This window comes from Streptomyces spirodelae (assembly GCF_017676385.1).
Lineage (GTDB): Bacteria > Actinomycetota > Actinomycetes > Streptomycetales > Streptomycetaceae > Streptomyces > Streptomyces spirodelae.
The window spans coordinates 55,457-71,556 of record NZ_JAFFZN010000001.1 but is presented as its reverse complement, the minus strand read 5'-3'; the positions used below and the strand labels follow the sequence as shown (position 1 = coordinate 71,556).

Genomic DNA, 16,100 nt, shown 5'->3' with positions numbered 1-16,100 from the left:
CTACTCGGTCAGCGGCGGCCGGCTGCCCGGTCAGAGCAGGAGACGCTGGGCCACGGGGTGTCCGAGGAAGCTGTGCATGGCGAACTCCCAGCCATAGGAGCCCGCGTCGGGGAAGACGACGAGGTCACCGGCGCGTACGCGGTCCACCTTGACGTCGCGCAGCAAGGTGTCCTCGGGAGTGCACAGCTCGCCGACGACCGTCACACGGGTGTCCTCGGCAGCGGGGCGGGGACAGCCCTCGGGCCAGCTCTCGACGGGCAGGACCGCGACGTTGTGCACGATCTCCCAGGAGGTGGGCAGCTGGAAGTGGTTGATGCCGCCGCGCAGCACGACGAACGACTCGCCGTACGACGCCTTCACGTCCGTCACCTCTGCGGCGTACCACCCGCAGTCGGTGACCAGGAAGCGGCCGGGCTCCAGCACGACCTTGACACCCTCGGGAACCTCGACCTGCGCGGCGAGTTCACCGAAGCGGGCGACATCGAAAGGCTTCTCGCCCTCGAAGGCGACGCCGATGCCACCGCCGATGTCGACGTGCCGCAGGTCGATGCCGTTCTCCTGCGCGGTCCGTATGCTCCACTCCACGCACCAGCGCAGATATGCGGCATGCGCCTCGGCGTCGAGGTTGTTGGAGGCCGCGTGGATATGGAAGCCGACCAGGTCCAGGGCGGGCAGCTGGAGCGCCGCGCGCAGCACGCCGGGCACATCCGGCTCGGCCACGCCGAACTGGGACGGCACGCCGCCCATGTGCAGCGAGCCTGTGACCGGGGTCGTCGCCGGGTTGACGCGGAGCGCCACCTTGGCGCGGACGCCTTCAGCGGTGGCGATCCGGCTGATCCGGTGCAGCTCGAGCAGGCTCTCGGCGTTGATCGCCTCGACACCGGCCCGGACCAGGGCGGTCAGGACCGGGACGGACTTCGCCGGGCCCGCGGCGACCACCGGGGCAACAGCGCCCTCGGCCACCGGCTTGGCCGAGACGGCGAGTTCGAGTTCCGTGCGGGAGGCGACCTCGAACCCGTCGACGCACGGAGCGAGCGCCGCGACAACACCGGGGAAGGAGTTCGCCTTCACGGCGTAGTACACGTCCGCCCATTCCGGGAGGGCGGTGCGCAGCTCGCGTGCCCGCTCGGCGGCGACCGCGCCGTCGTACACGTAGGCCGACACCGGGGTCCCGGCCCGAGTCAGCTCCAGGAGGCGGTTGCGGACCTGCTCAGGGAGGACGTCCACGGGGTGGACGGATCGCGGGGCTGCGGACGGCGGCAACTCAATGGACACAGTTCTGCCTCGGGTCGGGGACGGAGAGAGGAGAGAGGTTCAGGTCTGACCGGGACCTGGAGCCGGAGGGGGAGGCGTGGAGCCGAGGGAGAAGGAACATCAACCGCGGTCGACCGGGCCGTCCGAGGCTACGGTGGCACCATCGTCGTGCTCGCTCCGGAGCCCGGTTGACGGCCCCTCCGGCCGCGGCGCGATTGCACTGGTCGATCGGGACACGAATGCTCCCAGGGATGCGGGCAGGGTACAGAAGTGTCTGGCCGCAGGGATGCGGCCAGACAGAAACTTAGGTGAGGCTAACCTAATGGCCTCTGCTTGCCAAGTGGAGCTGGACGTACGTACGGCGTATTCAGGCCACTGCCACAGCGATCAACTGGTCCGGCTCCCGCGCGCCATCGGCAACGCCGCTCCACGCCGCCACGACTGTCCGCGGTCGATCGGCGCCGTGCGCGTCGATCATGGCCGGGGAGTCGAGCATGGCCGGGGACTGGTCGTGGCTCGGGTGCGTCCGCTCAGCTGGTCCCCGTGTGAACAGGGATCGGCAGCGGCGACGTACATGTGGGGCATTTGAGCTGGATCTCGAGGAGCAGCCGGGTGAGGCTCTCGATGCCCGGTGGGCCGAAGGAGATGGTCATCGCGATCTCGGCGCTGATCCGGTAGGAGTCCTCGTTTCGGACGTCCGTGAACCACCACAGGACCGGGGTCAGCGCGCCGAGCTGAGCGGGGAGCTCCTTCTCGTGCTGCATGGCCCAGCGGTAGAGATCGGTCAGCTGCTTGAAGCGCTGTTCCGAAGGAGTGGGCCGCAGACCGAACCGGGTACGGGCGATCCGGTCGCCGTGATCGAGGGAGGTCTGCTCTGCCTTGCTCCACTCCTCGTCGTGCCGGGGACGTGAGGTGAGGCGGCCGGCTGCCAGGTTCGTCAGGTAGCTGGACCAGCGCAGGGCCCCGGGGTTGCCGTACGAGTCCGCTTCCGGATCGAGCCCCCGGGCGAGTCCCCGTTCCATCGCCTCCAGCAGGCCCGCGTTGGTCACCGACATCCACGTGCCCGGACCGCCGATGCCCCGATCGCGCGCTGCTGACATCACACCGGCGATCGCGGCCCAGCGCCGGAAGCCCGGTTCGAAGACCGGTCCGTGCCTGCGCTGCAAGTCGCGGACCATCTCCACCCGATCGGCCATGGACACCCGCTCCAACTCGGCCAGGTCGCAGCGCAGCGTTGTCGCGCAGTTCCCTGCCGGGGTTCGGAGTGTGGCGGAGGCGGCCGGTACGGGCCCGGCCAGCACGGTCAGCAACGCCAGTGCCACCACGACGACCTGAACGGACCACGACCGCTGACGCCTGCGCATGGGCCTCCCCTTTCCAGGGGCCGCCGTGCGAAGCCCTGTATCCCATTCCAGCAGGGTCCAGCCGAAGTGCCCAGGGGACACGCCGAGTTGGGCTCCATGACGGAGGGAAGGCGTCGGGCACCTGCAGCTCCTCGAAGAGGGTGTCGAGGTGGGGAGCGGTGTCACCGGCAACGAGTGGGCAACAGCAGCCCGTCCAGGCTGGAGTCGGGAGGGCGCGGGGTGCGAGGGTGAGGCGCATGAGGTCTCGCACCGCTGTACCGGTCTTCGCTGTCGGCGTCTGCGTCCTGCTCGCCTCGCTCACCGGATGCGGCGGTGGCGGAACGGGCCGTCAGTCGTCCGCCTCGGATGGCGGCACGCCGACTGCCGGGGTGCCCAGCGCGCCCGCCGAGAGCCGGGCGCCGACCGCGGGGAAGGGATCGAAGGACCCCGACGACATCAACGGAGACGGATACCGCGACCTCATGGTGCCTGTCTTCACCGACGGCGACCGGGACGCTCCGGGCCGCGGTGAGCAGGTCGGTGTGGTCTACGGCTCGGCCAAGGGGCCGGACCCTTCGACGCGTACGGTCCATGGGGACCGCGACCTGGGCCTGCCCCGTCCGGCGGCGGGCGCTGGGCGCGCCGCGGTCGCCGCCGACAGGATGGTCACCGCCGATCTGGACGACGACGGCTTCCCGGACTTCGTCACCACCGTCGCGGGCGAGCGCGCGACGGACGGGCAGGTCACCGCGCCGCGCAGCGTCCCGTACGTGAGCTGGGGCGGACCGCACGGGCCCGCGGCGGGGAGGGAGGCGACCCCGGTGCGGCTTCCGGACAGCGTGTCGAAACTGGGCCTGGAATCCGTTGTGCGCGGCGACTTCGACGGGGACGGGCACCACGATCTCGCGGCGCTCAAGGGCGATCGCTCGTCCCTGGTGCTGCTGTACGGACCGTTCACCCGGTCCGGTGCTCCGACGCGCACCGATACCAGCCTGCCAGGCTCGGACGGCCGGCTCGTCGCGGACGACATCGATCCGTCCGGCAAGCCGCGCGCCACCTCCCTGCTGATCCACCACGTGAGCGATGGCGAACAGTCCGGCAACACCCTCTACCCGGCCGGCCGCGGCACCGGCCTGTCAGCGAACGGCAGGCAACTGCGCCGCGGGAACGCCCACGCGTTCGGCGACTTCGACGGCGACGGGCTGCGCGATGTGGCCATCGGCGACGACGGCGGCCGGAACGACGAACCCGGCTACGAGACGGAGGCGCCCGAAGTCGACGGAACGCTCGCCGTATACCCCGGAAAGGGCGGCGCACCGGTCACCCACCGGCTGCCCAAGGCACCCAAGGGCGCCGCCACCGACTACGGGCCCGGCCGTTTCGTGGCTGCCGACCCGGACGGCGACGGCCGCGACGGCATCCTGGTTGCCACGTACGAGGGCGGCACACTCATCGACGGCGACGAGCGCACACCCGTCCTGCGCGAAGGGCCTGCGAAGGCCAACGGTCACAAGACGCCCGGCAAATGGCGGCATGCCCGCCCCGCGGGGGCGGCCGACTTCGACAGCGACGGCACGGACGAACTCGTCCTGAACTGGGGCTCCGGCACCGAGTTCGGCCTCTACGGTGAGCATCCGACGCACTGGTGGATCACCGACGGCACGACGTCCCGGAACAAGGCGTCCTTCACCACGACAGGGTTCGCTGCGCCCGCTTCCTAGCGCTGCGAGGTCAGGCCCGGGCGGTCCCGGCGGTACGGAACTCCTCGATCGCGCCGGTCAGTTGCGGGGGCAGACCGCCGATGCCGCCCACCGGTCTCGACTGCCCGGCGTTGTCCTGCCCGCGCCGGCTGGACCGGCTGCGACGAACTCAGCGTCCGCGCTACCTGCCCAGGCCGACCAGTCACGCCGGTCTCCGGAGACATCCGTCGGTTGCCCGGTCACCAGAAGCCCATTGTTTTCCGCTGCTGGTAGCAGAGCACTGGTTCCGTTCTCGGACCCTCGTTGGAGTGCTCCCAGTTGGTCAGTGCGGTGGCCAGTCTGCGGGCTGCCTTTCTCGTCAGCCGCCTCACGGCTGCCTGCGTCGTCTCCTCGGGGTTGCGCGGCGCTGTCTTTGTGCCCTTGACCGCCTTGTTGAACTCCGTGTCGAACCGGTCGCGTCTGACCTTGGACGCCAGCATCATGAGATATCTGATCTGCTTGTCGGTGGCCGACTCCACTCCGGCCTCCGTCACCTGTCTGCGCCGGTCCAGGGTTTGGTGCGCCAGTTGATCGTCGTGTGTCGTCTCTCGCGTGGAATCCGGCATGCGCAGCAGGGTCTCACTCCCGGCCCGCCGTGGAACGGGGGGTCTCGAGTCCGCGCGTCCCGAGTCGGTGCCGTGGCCGCGCTCTCGGACAGCTCACGCGGGCGACCAGGAGGTCAGGTGGCCTCCCAGGCTGCCTCGATCATCCGGAAGATCTCGTCCACCGCGGCGTCCGGATCGGCCGCCTCGCGGGCCAGCGAGTAGGCGTCGATCACGAACCTCGCGATCGTCCGGCTCGCCGTTGCGGTCTGTGAGAGTTCGGAGTCGGCGGCGATGGCTGCTGCCAGCGTCTCCGCGTGGCGCAGCCTCATCGACTCCTCGTACTTCCGCAGGGCGGGTGATTCGTCGATCATGCGCCAGACGGGCGCTGCGTCCTCCGCCGTGCAATGTCGCACCAGGGCCTGGATCTCGCGGCGCAGCGCGGGGATGAGCGGCTGGTTCGGCGCCCGGCCGGTGACCGCCTGCGTGAGGCGTTGCTCGAAGTCTTCGTCCTGCTCGAACACCAGCGCCTCTTTGGAGGCGAAGTGCGAGAAGAGCGTGGTGACGGCCACGTCGGCTTCCGCGGCCACTTCGCGGATACCCACCGCGTCGTACCCGTGTTCCAGGAAGAGCCGCATGGCGGTGTCAGCGATCTTCTGGCGGGTCGCGGCTTTTTTACGCTCGCGGCGTCCGGACGGCACGGTCATGCACTGACGCTATCAAGTGCGTAACTGAAGCAGTTTCAAAAAGCTAACCGTTAGTGCTACGGTCCCTCGTATGAAGAAGGTGAGCTTCGCCGAGTTCGGCGGTCCGGATGTTCTGCAACTCATGGACGCCGAGGAGCCCCACGCGGGCCCCGGCCAAGTACGCATCGCCGTGCGGGCAGCGGGCGTGAACCCCGTGGACTGGAGGGTTCGTGAAGGCCAGGTCCTGAAGGCCCATCCGATCGAACTGCCCGCCGGAGTCGGGCTGGACGCCGCTGGGGTGGTGGACGAGGTCGGCGAGGGGGTCGAAGGTGTCGAGGTCGGCGACCACGTGTTCGGCGAAGGCTCCGACACCTACGCCGAGTTCGCCGTGCTCTCCGCCTGGGCCCGTATGCCCCGCGAGCTGACGTTCGAGGAGGCCGCCGGGTACCCCTCCGTGGTGGAGACGGCGCTGCGCATCATCCACGAGTCCGGTGTGCGGCCCGGGCAGACGCTGCTGGTCAGCGGTGCGTCCGGGGGAGTCGGTTCGGCGGTGCTGCAGATCGCCCGCGACCGCGGCATCACGGTGATCGGCACCGCGGGGGCCGCGAACCAGGACTACCTGCGCAGCCTGGGTGCCCTCGCCACTACGTACGGCGAGGGCTGGGTCGAGCGGGTGCGACAGCTCGGCCATGTCGACGCGGCCCTCGACCTGGCCGGCTCGGGCGTGATTCGCGAACTCGTCGAGCTGACCGGGGACCCGCAGAAGGTGATCTCCATCGCCGATCTCGGTGCGCCGGAGTTCGGAGTCCGCTTCTCCGGCGTGGCCGGGAGTGTGCCGGATGCCCTCGCCGAGGCCGCCGACCTCATCTCGCGGGGCAGGCTCCACATCCCTGTCGAGAAGTCGTACACGCTCGCCGACGCCGCGGCAGCGCACATCGACAGCCAGGCCGGTCATACGCGCGGGCGCCGGGTCATCATCGTCTGACCCGGTCCCGGCCGGCCGTCCGGCCCCTGGCCCGGCGGGCTGGATTCCCTGGTGCGGTGGTGGGCGGCGATCGTCGGCGCCCGCGCCGGACCGGCCGGGTCAGCCCAGCGGTATGAGGACGGCTCAGCGCCCGGAGGTAGGCGGCTGCGGCTGTCCATGCAGCTCGGCCAGTCCGCGACGGGTCGCCGCCAGCACCACGCGGTCGTCGGGCTTGAGGACGTAGCCCGGCTCCAGCTCCCAGACCAGACCGGTCGGGCGCTGCTCTTCATCGACCGGGCGCGGACTGGCCAGGTCGGGGCGCCGTTCAGCCGGCTCGGTGGTGTCCAGGGCGAGAATCCGCCAGACGCCGGGCCGGAAGGTCTCTTCGATGGTGCGGCCTTCCAGCTGCGGATGACCCGCGACCGTCAGCGCGGCGAACACCAGCACCCTGCGCTCCACCGGTATCGCGCCGAGGATCTGCCGCCCCATCATCGCCCCGGCGAAAGCGGGAGCAGCCAGGTGCGAGACGCTGCGGCTGCGGGTGAGCGCGTCGGGGTGGGCGGCGCGCAGGGTCCGGAACACGACGGCTGCGAAATCGTCGTCGTACAGTCGCAGCGCCACGCGCAGGTTCGCCTTGACGGTGCGGGCGTAGAGGGCGGCCTCCAGGTTGGTGGTGTCCGAGCTGGTGAGGGCCAGCAGAGAGTGAGCCCGGTGGACCTTGGCGGCTTCCAGGACGCCCTCCTGCGTGACATCGCCGATCACAGTCGGCACGCGCAGACGCCGGGCCAGGGCCACCCCGCGTGCCTCGGGGCTCTCCTCCACGCAGACGACGGGGATCTCGAGGTCGCGCAGCTGCGCCAGGACCCGGGTACCGATCTTGCCGAGTCCGAGCAGCACGACATGACCGGACAGTCCGCGAGGAGGGCGGCGCAGGGCCGACGCGCTGCGGAACGCGCCCAGCGCCTCCAGGGCACCCGCCACCAGAAGCGGCAGCAGAACAAGACCGACGAGCCCGGTCAACAGCTGAAGCACCTGCCGCGCGGTGCTCTCGCCGAGTGCCGGGTCGTTGATGGAGAACAGATTGAGCAACGTGACGTAGGCGGCGTGGAGCAGATGGTCGCCCGTGATCAACCAGGACACGACCGCGAGGGCCAGTACGGCCAGTGCGGTGACGGCGACGGCCCAACGCAGCCGGCGGGAGAAGAGCTCGGCGAGCGGGCGGCCCCGGCCGGCCAGGCGTCCGGACGGCGAAGCGGGGCGGGTGTGGGAGACGGTCTCCAGGACGATGGCGCCCCGGCCGGTGGCAGCACGGATCGCGTCCGGAGCGGGGAGCAGTTGGGGGCCGGCTGTTCCGCTGCTGTCCGAACCTTCCTCGCCTGCCGGGTCGTTGACGGTCGCCGACAGCAGAGCGAGAGTGCACAGGCCCGTGTCGGCGCCCGCGCGGTCGGAAGGTGTGCGCTCCACCGCACGCAGTAGCAGACCGTCGGCGTGGACGACCTTGCTGGTGCCCGCGACCGCGGTGGCAGCCAGGGCGGGTGCGGCCGTGTCGGCGTCGGAGAGCACGGTGGTGGACGCGTCGATGGTGGCGGCGTCCGCGTCCGGCAGGGCCACCATGGCGGCCTGGTCGAGGAGCTGCTCCAAGTGCTGGCCGAGCCTGCGGTTGTACAGCCGGATCACCAGCCGCAGCTCCGGGTTGAGCCTGCGGGCTGCGAGAGCGGCGTGGATGTTCGTCTCGTCATCGTCGTAGACGAGGGCCAATGCGGCGGCCCCGGCCACACCCGCCGACTCCAGCACCTCTTCCGTCGGCTCATCGGCCTCCACCTCGGACGGTGCCGCTGCCGGGCCGGGTGACCCACCGGTCACGGCTGTGGAGACCCGGCCCAGCAGCGCCGCAGCCCGGCCCTGCCGGGTAAGGGCAAGGCGCGGTCGTCCGGCCGACCCGCTGCTCGGGCGGACGAGCGTGACGCGTGCCCGGTAGACTTCGCGGAGCTCAGCCGCCAGGCGGTGCGCCAGGGCGTCGTCGCCGCAGACGATCATGTGTCCGGCGAAACGGTCGGGGTCGAACTGATCGGGAAGCGTAGCCACGTCCGTAGCGTGCCAGCCCACCGACCGCACGGAAACTCACGGGTGCCGCACAGCAAACGGGGCCGGCACGCGGCCTGTACGCCGGGGGCCCACGGGTGCCGCCCGCGCGCCGCGCGCTGCCACTGCGATACTTCTCCGCCTGGTCCCGGACATCACCGCCGAGGCGATCGAGCCGTTCTCAACCGCCGGAGCTGGACGGGTGTGAGGAGGTGGGGAAGTGGGTGGGCTGTACTCGCCGACCGAGCCGCACGAGAAGGGGATGCTCGACGTGGGCGACGGCAACCTCGTCTACTGGGAAGTCTGCGGCAACCCGGACGGCAAGCCCGCGCTCGTCGTTCACGGCGGCCCCGGATCAGGGTGCAGTGAGAACATGCGCCGGTACTTCGATCCGGACCGGTACAGAGTCGTCCTGTTCGACCAGCGGGGCTGTGGGCGCAGCACCCCGCACGCGAGCAACCCCGCGACCGACATGCGGCACAACACCACCCAGCACCTGATCGCGGACATGGAACGGCTCAGGGAGCATCTGGGCATCGACCGCTGGTTGCTGTTCGGAGGCTCCTGGGGATCCACGCTTGTCCTGGCCTACGCCGAGCAGTATCCCGGGCGAGTGGCCGAGATCGTCATCTCCAGCGTGACCACCACCCGGCGCTCGGAGATCGACTGGCTGTACCGAGGCGTCGGCCGGTTCTTCCCCGGACAGTGGGAGCGTTTCCTCGCAGGCGTGCCCGGTACGCCGCGCGACGGTGACATCGTCGCAGCCTACGCGCGCCTGATGGAACACCCCGAGGCCGCCGTACGGAACAAGGCAGTGGCCGACTGGTGCGCCTGGGAAGACGCGGTCCTGTCCGGGGAGACGAACGGCGCCTCGAACCCGTACGGCGACCGCCCTCCGGCCGCCCAGCAGGCCCTGGTCCGCATCTGCTCCTCCTACTTCTCCCATGGAGCATGGCTGGAGGAGGGCGTACTCCTGCGCGAGGCCCACCGGTTGGCGGGGATTCCCGGCGTCCTGGTCCACGGCCGACTCGACATGGGCAGCCCGCTCGATACCGCGTGGAAGCTCAACCGCGCCTGGTCCGGGTCCGAGCTGAATGTCGTCGAAACCGCGGGCCATCTGGCCAACGCTGCGACACGCGACTGCGTACTGCGCGCCCTCGACCGCTTCGCTGTCGGTCAGGCCCGGAGCTGACCCTGTCTCCGGTGCCCTGCTCCGGGAGCCGGGTACAACCGGTGGTAATACAACCGGTCGTTCCCGGCGGCACCGGAGAAAGTCAGTGGCTCCAGCTGCAACGCGTCCCCCTGCCGGCTCGGATCCACGAGAGCCCTCATCGGGTATCGGTACGCAGGTCCTGGATGTACCAGTCGAGCCGTGTCCCGTCCGCACCCGGTGCGGGTCTGCCAGGGGCGAACCCCGCCCGGCGGGCGACTGCGGCAGACGCGACATTCTCCGGCTCTGCCCGGATCACGGCCTCCTTCGCTCCCGCACTTGCCGCGTACCGAGAGACCAGGAGAACAGCGCGTGTGGCCAGGCCGCGACCCCTCCAGGACGGGTAGAGGCCGTAGGCGACGTTCACCTGGCCGGGAGACAAGCCCTCTGCTGTGAACCGCAGGTCGATCGTCCCCGCGAGCGCTTCGTCGGTGCCCACCCGGATACCGAAAGCGCGGAGTGGGCCGGCCGTGTCCCACTGTTCCAGGCAGTGCCGGATGTAGGCTTCGACGCCCTCGCGTGTGCCGGGACTCCCGCTGAGCCAGCGCACCAGCTGCTGATCCTCCCCTGTGAAGTGCGCCTCCGCATCGTCCGGGCGCAGCGGGGACAGAGTGATGATCCCGTCGGACAGCTTCACTTCACGCATCCGGCGATTCTTGACGCCGGAGCCGCGTGGCGCCATCGGATTCCGCTGGGCTGCACGCAGAGCTGCTTCGCACAGGGATGATCTCGGCGTAGCTGGTGTGATCACGGGGCCGCGCCATGCCCTGGAACGCCGCAGCTGTGCTGCCCGCATGGGGCGGGCCTGTGCGCGCTCGGAGCCGTAGGGCTGCGGGAGCACACCGGTGGCAGTGAGCCGCGGGGTGAACCTGGCGGGTCCTTTCGCGGATCGGGATGAATGCACCCTTACCGTGAGGCGCAGGAATGGCCACTTCTTATGTTGGTCCCGTCACACTGTGCTGCAACGCGACCCGAGGAGCGTGCATGGGCCGGGTGGAAGACGACTTCACCACCTTCGGCGGTGGCTCTGCCAGGTGTGCCCTGGTGAACCGGGTGAGCGCGGATTCGGAGACCGGATTCCGGTGCTGGAGGCCGGGCACTCGCACCGGACATGGGACGTGCTCACTCAAATGCCCGCCGCGCTGAGGATGGTCATCGGTAATTCCCTGTACGACCGGCGCTACGCCTCCGAGCCGGAGCCGCATATGGATGCCCGGCGGGTGAACCACGAGCGCGATCGGCTACTGGTGGGATCGAGTTCCATCAACGGGGTGATTTCCAAGCGGGGAAATCCGAGGGCGGCCCTGGAACGCTGGGCCTCTGACCCGGGCACGGAGGTCTGGGACTGCGCGCGCTGCCTGCCCTTTTCCAAGCGCATGGAGCCCTGCGTCGCCGAGACCTGCGAGTGGCGGGGCCAGGGCGCCGCCCGGGAGTTGCGGCAGTCCGTACCGGTCGGGTACGACACTGGGGAGAGGCTCCCGGGTCACTCGGTGGAGACGGGCGGGGAGATCCCGGCGTGGTTCGCCCAGGACGCGGAGACGGCCTACCATCCGTCCTGCGCCGCCCGCCTGAGCACCGACCAGCTGTCCGTGCCGTACCCCGAGCCCCCGCGGCCGCACGGGGTGGAGCGGCTGCGAGTGGTGGCTGCGCCCGCCGCGCCCTCCTTCGACAACGCCAACATCTACGCGCCGGTGACGAGGCCGGCCGAGAAGTCCACCGAGTCGAGCCTCGGCAGCACTCCGCTGCCGCCGTTCACCGCCGGCTTCCACCACTACCGCGCACAGGAGGTCTGAGACCTTGTCGGCAGACGGAGACAACGGCACAAGCGGCGAGAACGCCCCCCGGACGAAGTTGCCGACGGCGGTCACCCACCCCGGCGACGGCATCCGGCTGAAGCCGACCGTCTTCTTCGGGGCGTCCCTGCTGATCCTCGCCATCTCGGCCTGGGCGATCCTCACGCCGTCCGGCGCCGAGGACGCCCTCGGCGTGGCGGTGGCGAAGATCTCGTCCTGGTTCGGCTGGTACTACTTCCTCGCCGCCACGCTGTATCTGGTCTTCGTGGTGGCTGTGGGCGTGTCCCGGTACGGCGGCATCAAGCTGGGGCCCCAGCAGTCCACGCCGGACTACGGGGTGTTCGCCTGGGCGGCCATGCTGTTCGCCGCGGGGATCGGTATCGACCTGATGTTCTTCTCCGTGGCGGGGCCGGTCACCCACTATCTCGCACCTCCGGAGGGGGAGGCCCAGACCATCGAGGCGGCCCGGCAGGCCGTGGTGTGGACGCTCTTCCACTACGGCGTCACCGGCTGGGCCATGTACGCCCTGATGGGCATGGTCCTCGGCTACTTCGCCTTCCGCTACCGGCTGCCGCTGGCCATCCGGTCCGCGCTCTACCCCATCATCGGTCGGCGCATCCACGGCCGGATCGGCGACACGGTGGACCTCGCCGCCATCATCGGCACGGTCTTCGGTATCTCGGTGTCCCTCGGCATCGGCGTGGTGCAGCTCAACTACGGCCTGGACTATCTCTTCGGGGTGGGCGAGGGACTGCCCGCCCAGATCGGTCTGATCATCGTGGCCGTGGCGATGGCCACGGTGTCGGCTGTGGCGGGCGTGGACAAGGGAATCCGGCGCCTGTCCCAGCTCAACGTGCTGCTCGCAGTCCTGCTGATGCTCTACATCCTCTTCGTGGACAGCCCCATCCGGCTGCTGAACGCGCTGATCCTCAACATCGGCGACTACGTCAGCCGCTTCCCGTCGATGACGCTCAACACCTTCGCCTGGGACCAGCCGACCGACTGGCTCAACTCCTGGACGCTCTTCTTCTGGGCCTGGTGGATCGCCTGGGCGCCGTTCGTCGGGCTCTTCCTGGCGCGGATCTCCCGCGGCCGGACCATCCGTCAGTTCGTGGCGGCCACGCTGGTGATCCCACTGCTGTTCACCCTGATCTTCCTCTCCGTCTTCGGTAACAGTGCGCTGGGCGTCATCCGCGACGGCAACACCCAGTTCGGCCGGACCGCCATGGACGCTCCCGAGCAGGGCTTCTACGGGCTGCTCGCGCAGTACCCCGGGGCGACCTTCAGCGCCGGGCTGGCCACCTTCGTCGGGCTGCTGCTCTATGTCACCTCAGCGGACTCCGGCGCGCTGGTGATGGGCAATCTCAGCTCGCATCTGCCCACCCCGATCACCGACACCACGGCGTGGCTGCGGATCTTCTGGGCCTCGGCGACTGGCCTGCTCACCCTCGCCATGCTGCTCGTCGGCGGTGTGGACGCGCTGACCAACGCGACGATCGTGATGGGCCTGCCGTTCTCCTTCGTGATGTTCCTGATCATCGGAGGTCTCTACAAGGCGCTGCGGTTCGAACACATGCGGGAGGCCGCGCAGGTCACCACGATGCCGTCGTCGCTCTCCGGGCGGACCACGCACCACGGCGCGGTCGCCGAGCGGCACTGGCGGCAGCGGCTCGCCCGGGCGATGAGCTTCCCCAGCCGCCGTACCGCCACACGGTTCGCGGACGAGGTGGCCCGGCCGGCCCTGGAGGAGGTCGCCGGGGAACTGCGTCTCCAGGGTGTCGATGCCGCGGTGGAGGAGGAGCGGGACGAGGAGCTCACCCTCCCGAGCCTCGGGCTGCGGGTGCCGATCGGCGAGCAGGAGGAATTCACCTACTGGCTCCGGCCGGTCGAGGTACCGGCGCCCGCCTTCGCCACTCGTACGGTCACCGAGCACGACACCTATGTGCGGTACGAGGTCCACCTGCCGCAAGGCAGCCAGGGCTACAACGTCATGGGGTACAGCCGGGAACAGCTCATCGGGGACATCCTCGACCAGTACGAGCGGCACATGGAGTTCCTGCGCCTGCACCGGGAGGCCGCCGCCCGTTCGGCCATTCCCGGGCACCGGCCCGACACACCGGAGGCGGAGGCGCCCCCGGAGGAGGGGTACTGAGTCCGCCGCCACCGTGTGCAGGGAGCCGCGTTCCCAGGCGTGGCGGGCACGACGGGTGTTACTCGTTGATCCAGGAAGGACACCTGTTCATGCCCACGCAGTACGCGGTGATGACACCGATCTTCTGACCTGCCCCGGCGTCGTACCGACCGTCCGTTGTCCTGCGTGAGTACTGGACTTTGGCGATGACTTTGATGCGCCCGTCGGCGCCGAACACATGCCCCTCATAAGTGAAGCTGGAACCATCCTTGCTCACGGGATGGTTCTTGAGCGCCGTGTTGACGATGGCGCACTTCTTGATGTTGTGCTTTGCCGAGAAGTGCTTCCAGCCGAGCTCGCTGTTTCCCACCCGGGTCGGAATCTTCCGGTCGTCCGCGTCCCGCTGCTCACATTTCACGGTTTTGCTCCAGGCCGGGGCGGCCTGCGCGGGAGTGACCGTACCGACGAAGAGCGCGGCTGCGCCTACGGTCGCCGCGGTGAGCGATGAGGTGAGCTTCTTCATTTGTCCTCCATGGCATGAGGGATGTCCGCTGGTCGGGCTGCCAGGAGGTCAGGCCGAATGAATTCCGCTGTTCGGACCGATACCGACTACGCACGGGCCGGCCTGCAGACGCTGAGTCGGGTTTCCGTCCTTCCGGTAGATCCAGTTGGACGCCAGGTCGGGTGTCCGGACGCAGTCGGCGATCAGTCGGACCCTGCCGCTGTAAACGCGGCACCAGGTGTAGGCGTAGTGGTCGGTGGTGTGGATGCGCGGGCACTCGTACGAGGCGTTCGCTGACGCGAGCAGGGTGACGCCGCCCCCGAGGCCGACCTCCGTCCCGGACGCCGCGGAGGCGGAGGACAGCGGAATCAGTGCGACTCCGGCGGCCATCGCGGCCGTGACCGCGGCGACGACCTTGGACCGTGTGCCGAGCATGATGCGAGCCATGGAGAAAACCCCACTTCGTCTGAGTGCTTCGATTGCTTCGGAGCATCACGAACGGCATGAGGCAGCGCAACGATTCATCCTTGTCCCGGACAGAGTTGAGCTGTCCTTCCTGGTAGGCGTGTTGTACGGGACAGGCCGCGCGGGAGCCGGACGAGGTCACCAGTAGGTGAGATCAACCGCGTACGAGGCATGCGGGTCCGCTTCCTCGGCTGCCACCCTGCCCTCCTCGGTGATCAGGGAAGGCAGCGCGGCCAGGAGAGCGGTGAGCGCACCCGAGGGACGTACGTCCACGGCGAGTACTCCATGGGTGTCCTCGGTGTCGACGTAGAGGCGCAGCAGGTCGGGCTCCCGACAGAGGAAGCCGAGCAGGCGTGGGACGGGTTCCGTCTCGGTGAACGGGTGGACGAGCGTGCGCAGAATTGTGAAAGCCCTGTCGCCCGGAGATTCCCTCACCGTCTCCGCGACGGACGGATCGACCTGGACCAGAGGCATGCCCAGAACTCTGCCGACTCGGACACTCGCGGCGGTGTACGGACCGGTGTGCACAGCCCGGAGGACGGCTGCGACGTCGTACACGTGAAGAAACTCCTCGCCCGCACGAAGGGGAATCTCGTAAACCGTCAGGCCGTCCGGAACGTGCGTGCGTTCGTCTCCTGTGACGATCCGGGTCGATTCGCCCGCGCCGGGGACGGGGAGAACTCCGCGCACACAACTGGTCCCGGCGAAGGGGGCCTGGGTGTAGTAGATCAGCAGCCGGGTGATCTCCGCCTGCCGTTCAGCGACTTCCTCGTCCATTCGGTCTCCCTCTCTCCCGCCGGATCGCGGTTCGCCTGGACGAAAGGTAGGGCACGGGCTCTGCACTTGTTCTTCGGCCTCGCTGCCGATGTGTCCTTGCCGGGGGTGCCAGGGAAGCGCTCGGCCGATTTGCCTAGGCTGAGCGCATGTGGAGAGAGACCGCCCGTCAGGCGTTCCCCGGGGTGGAGTTCAGCGAGCCCGCAGACGCGGCGAGGGTGGCTGCCGCTGAGCAACGGCTGGGATGTCCGATGCCGTCTGAACTGGTGAGCTTGCTCCGGGAGACGGATGGCATGGTGGGGCAGGATGGAGTGGACACGGTCTGGCCCTTGCAGCAGATCGTCGAGCAGAATCTTCATTCCTGGTCCGATCTGGCCCTCGCTGATCTGTATATGCCGTTCGACGCGCTGCTCTTCTTCGGCGACAACGGCGGCGGCGATCAGTTCGCCTTCGTCCGTCTCCCCTCACGAGCCGACATCTTCGTGTGGGAACACGAGGACGACAGCCGCCGGTGGGTCGCCCGCGACCTGCAGGACTACCTCGTCCGGTCGCTGACCGACGGCGGAGACGACTGGTACCGGTAGTCGATCAGATCCGGCGCCCGGTTTCAGCAAA

General features: G+C 69.3%; 15 protein-coding genes. 6 read left to right on the top strand and 9 right to left on the bottom strand.

All coding sequences use genetic code 11. The features are described 5' to 3' along the window. Positions 1–30: 30 nt before the first annotated feature. Together JW592_RS00295 and JW592_RS00290 are read right to left on the bottom strand one after the other, a co-directional pair. Positions 31–1,227 carry a type III PLP-dependent enzyme domain-containing protein gene (locus tag JW592_RS00295; RefSeq protein WP_209262758.1) on the bottom strand — a complete coding sequence of 399 codons (1,197 nt, stop codon included), beginning with the start codon at positions 1,225–1,227 and terminating at the stop codon, positions 31–33. A 557-nt stretch (positions 1,228–1,784) separates the two neighbouring features. Beyond that, positions 1,785–2,618, bottom strand: coding sequence for a hypothetical protein (locus JW592_RS00290; protein WP_209262757.1), 834 nt, complete (start codon positions 2,616–2,618; stop codon positions 1,785–1,787). A gap of 236 nt (positions 2,619–2,854) precedes the next feature. Between JW592_RS00290 and JW592_RS00285 the strand changes: the two genes are divergently transcribed. Next, complete coding sequence (locus JW592_RS00285; RefSeq protein ID WP_209262756.1) at positions 2,855–4,318, top strand: hypothetical protein; 1,464 nt, start codon at positions 2,855–2,857, stop codon at positions 4,316–4,318. 218 nt (positions 4,319–4,536) lie between these two features. Here JW592_RS00285 and JW592_RS00280 read toward each other — a convergent pair whose 3' ends face one another. Together JW592_RS00280 and JW592_RS00275 are read right to left on the bottom strand one after the other, a co-directional pair. Continuing rightward, positions 4,537–4,902 (bottom strand): hypothetical protein, encoded by a 366-nt coding sequence (locus JW592_RS00280; protein WP_209262755.1) that lies wholly within the window; start codon positions 4,900–4,902, stop codon positions 4,537–4,539. 113 nt (positions 4,903–5,015) lie between these two features. Continuing rightward, positions 5,016–5,585 (bottom strand): TetR/AcrR family transcriptional regulator, encoded by a 570-nt coding sequence (locus tag JW592_RS00275; RefSeq protein ID WP_209262754.1) that lies wholly within the window; start codon positions 5,583–5,585, stop codon positions 5,016–5,018. 70 nt (positions 5,586–5,655) lie between these two features. Here JW592_RS00275 and JW592_RS00270 point away from each other — a divergent pair, with 70 nt between their 5' ends. After that, the gene (locus JW592_RS00270; protein ID WP_209262753.1) at positions 5,656–6,549 is read left to right on the top strand and encodes an NADP-dependent oxidoreductase; all 894 of its coding nucleotides are present in this window, start codon (positions 5,656–5,658) and stop codon (positions 6,547–6,549) included. Between the two features lie 123 nt (positions 6,550–6,672). On the opposite strand, the gene JW592_RS00265 is transcribed toward JW592_RS00270, so the two are convergent. Beyond that, positions 6,673–8,565, bottom strand: a complete 1,893-nt coding sequence (locus tag JW592_RS00265) for an NAD-binding protein (protein WP_209263110.1) — start codon at positions 8,563–8,565, stop codon at positions 6,673–6,675. 307 nt (positions 8,566–8,872) lie between these two features. On the opposite strand from JW592_RS00265, the gene pip reads away from it, so the two are divergent. Further along, the gene (gene pip, locus JW592_RS00260) at positions 8,873–9,802 is read left to right on the top strand and encodes a prolyl aminopeptidase (RefSeq protein ID WP_229374992.1); all 930 of its coding nucleotides are present in this window, start codon (positions 8,873–8,875) and stop codon (positions 9,800–9,802) included. A 136-nt stretch (positions 9,803–9,938) separates the two neighbouring features. On the opposite strand, the gene JW592_RS00255 is transcribed toward pip, so the two are convergent. Further along, the gene (locus JW592_RS00255) at positions 9,939–10,466 is read right to left on the bottom strand and encodes a GNAT family N-acetyltransferase (protein ID WP_209262751.1); all 528 of its coding nucleotides are present in this window, start codon (positions 10,464–10,466) and stop codon (positions 9,939–9,941) included. A gap of 484 nt (positions 10,467–10,950) precedes the next feature. Here JW592_RS00255 and JW592_RS00250 point away from each other — a divergent pair, with 484 nt between their 5' ends. Next, complete coding sequence (locus tag JW592_RS00250) at positions 10,951–11,613, top strand: GMC family oxidoreductase N-terminal domain-containing protein (protein WP_307805238.1); 663 nt, start codon at positions 10,951–10,953, stop codon at positions 11,611–11,613. A 4-nt stretch (positions 11,614–11,617) separates the two neighbouring features. Beyond that, positions 11,618–13,765 (top strand): choline BCCT transporter BetT, encoded by a 2,148-nt coding sequence (gene betT / locus JW592_RS00245; protein WP_307805237.1) that lies wholly within the window; start codon positions 11,618–11,620, stop codon positions 13,763–13,765. Between the two features lie 58 nt (positions 13,766–13,823). Here the strand turns inward: betT and JW592_RS00240 are convergent, their stop codons facing one another. The 3 genes from JW592_RS00240 to JW592_RS00230 form a co-directional block, all read right to left on the bottom strand. Further along, the gene (locus tag JW592_RS00240; protein WP_229374965.1) at positions 13,824–14,267 is read right to left on the bottom strand and encodes a hypothetical protein; all 444 of its coding nucleotides are present in this window, start codon (positions 14,265–14,267) and stop codon (positions 13,824–13,826) included. A gap of 48 nt (positions 14,268–14,315) precedes the next feature. Continuing rightward, the gene (locus JW592_RS00235; protein WP_209262750.1) at positions 14,316–14,693 is read right to left on the bottom strand and encodes a hypothetical protein; all 378 of its coding nucleotides are present in this window, start codon (positions 14,691–14,693) and stop codon (positions 14,316–14,318) included. A 156-nt stretch (positions 14,694–14,849) separates the two neighbouring features. Beyond that, positions 14,850–15,488 (bottom strand): hypothetical protein, encoded by a 639-nt coding sequence (locus JW592_RS00230; protein ID WP_209262749.1) that lies wholly within the window; start codon positions 15,486–15,488, stop codon positions 14,850–14,852. Between the two features lie 146 nt (positions 15,489–15,634). Between JW592_RS00230 and JW592_RS00225 the strand changes: the two genes are divergently transcribed. Continuing rightward, positions 15,635–16,069, top strand: coding sequence for an SMI1/KNR4 family protein (locus tag JW592_RS00225; protein WP_209262748.1), 435 nt, complete (start codon positions 15,635–15,637; stop codon positions 16,067–16,069). The last annotated feature ends 31 nt before the right edge of the window (positions 16,070–16,100 follow it).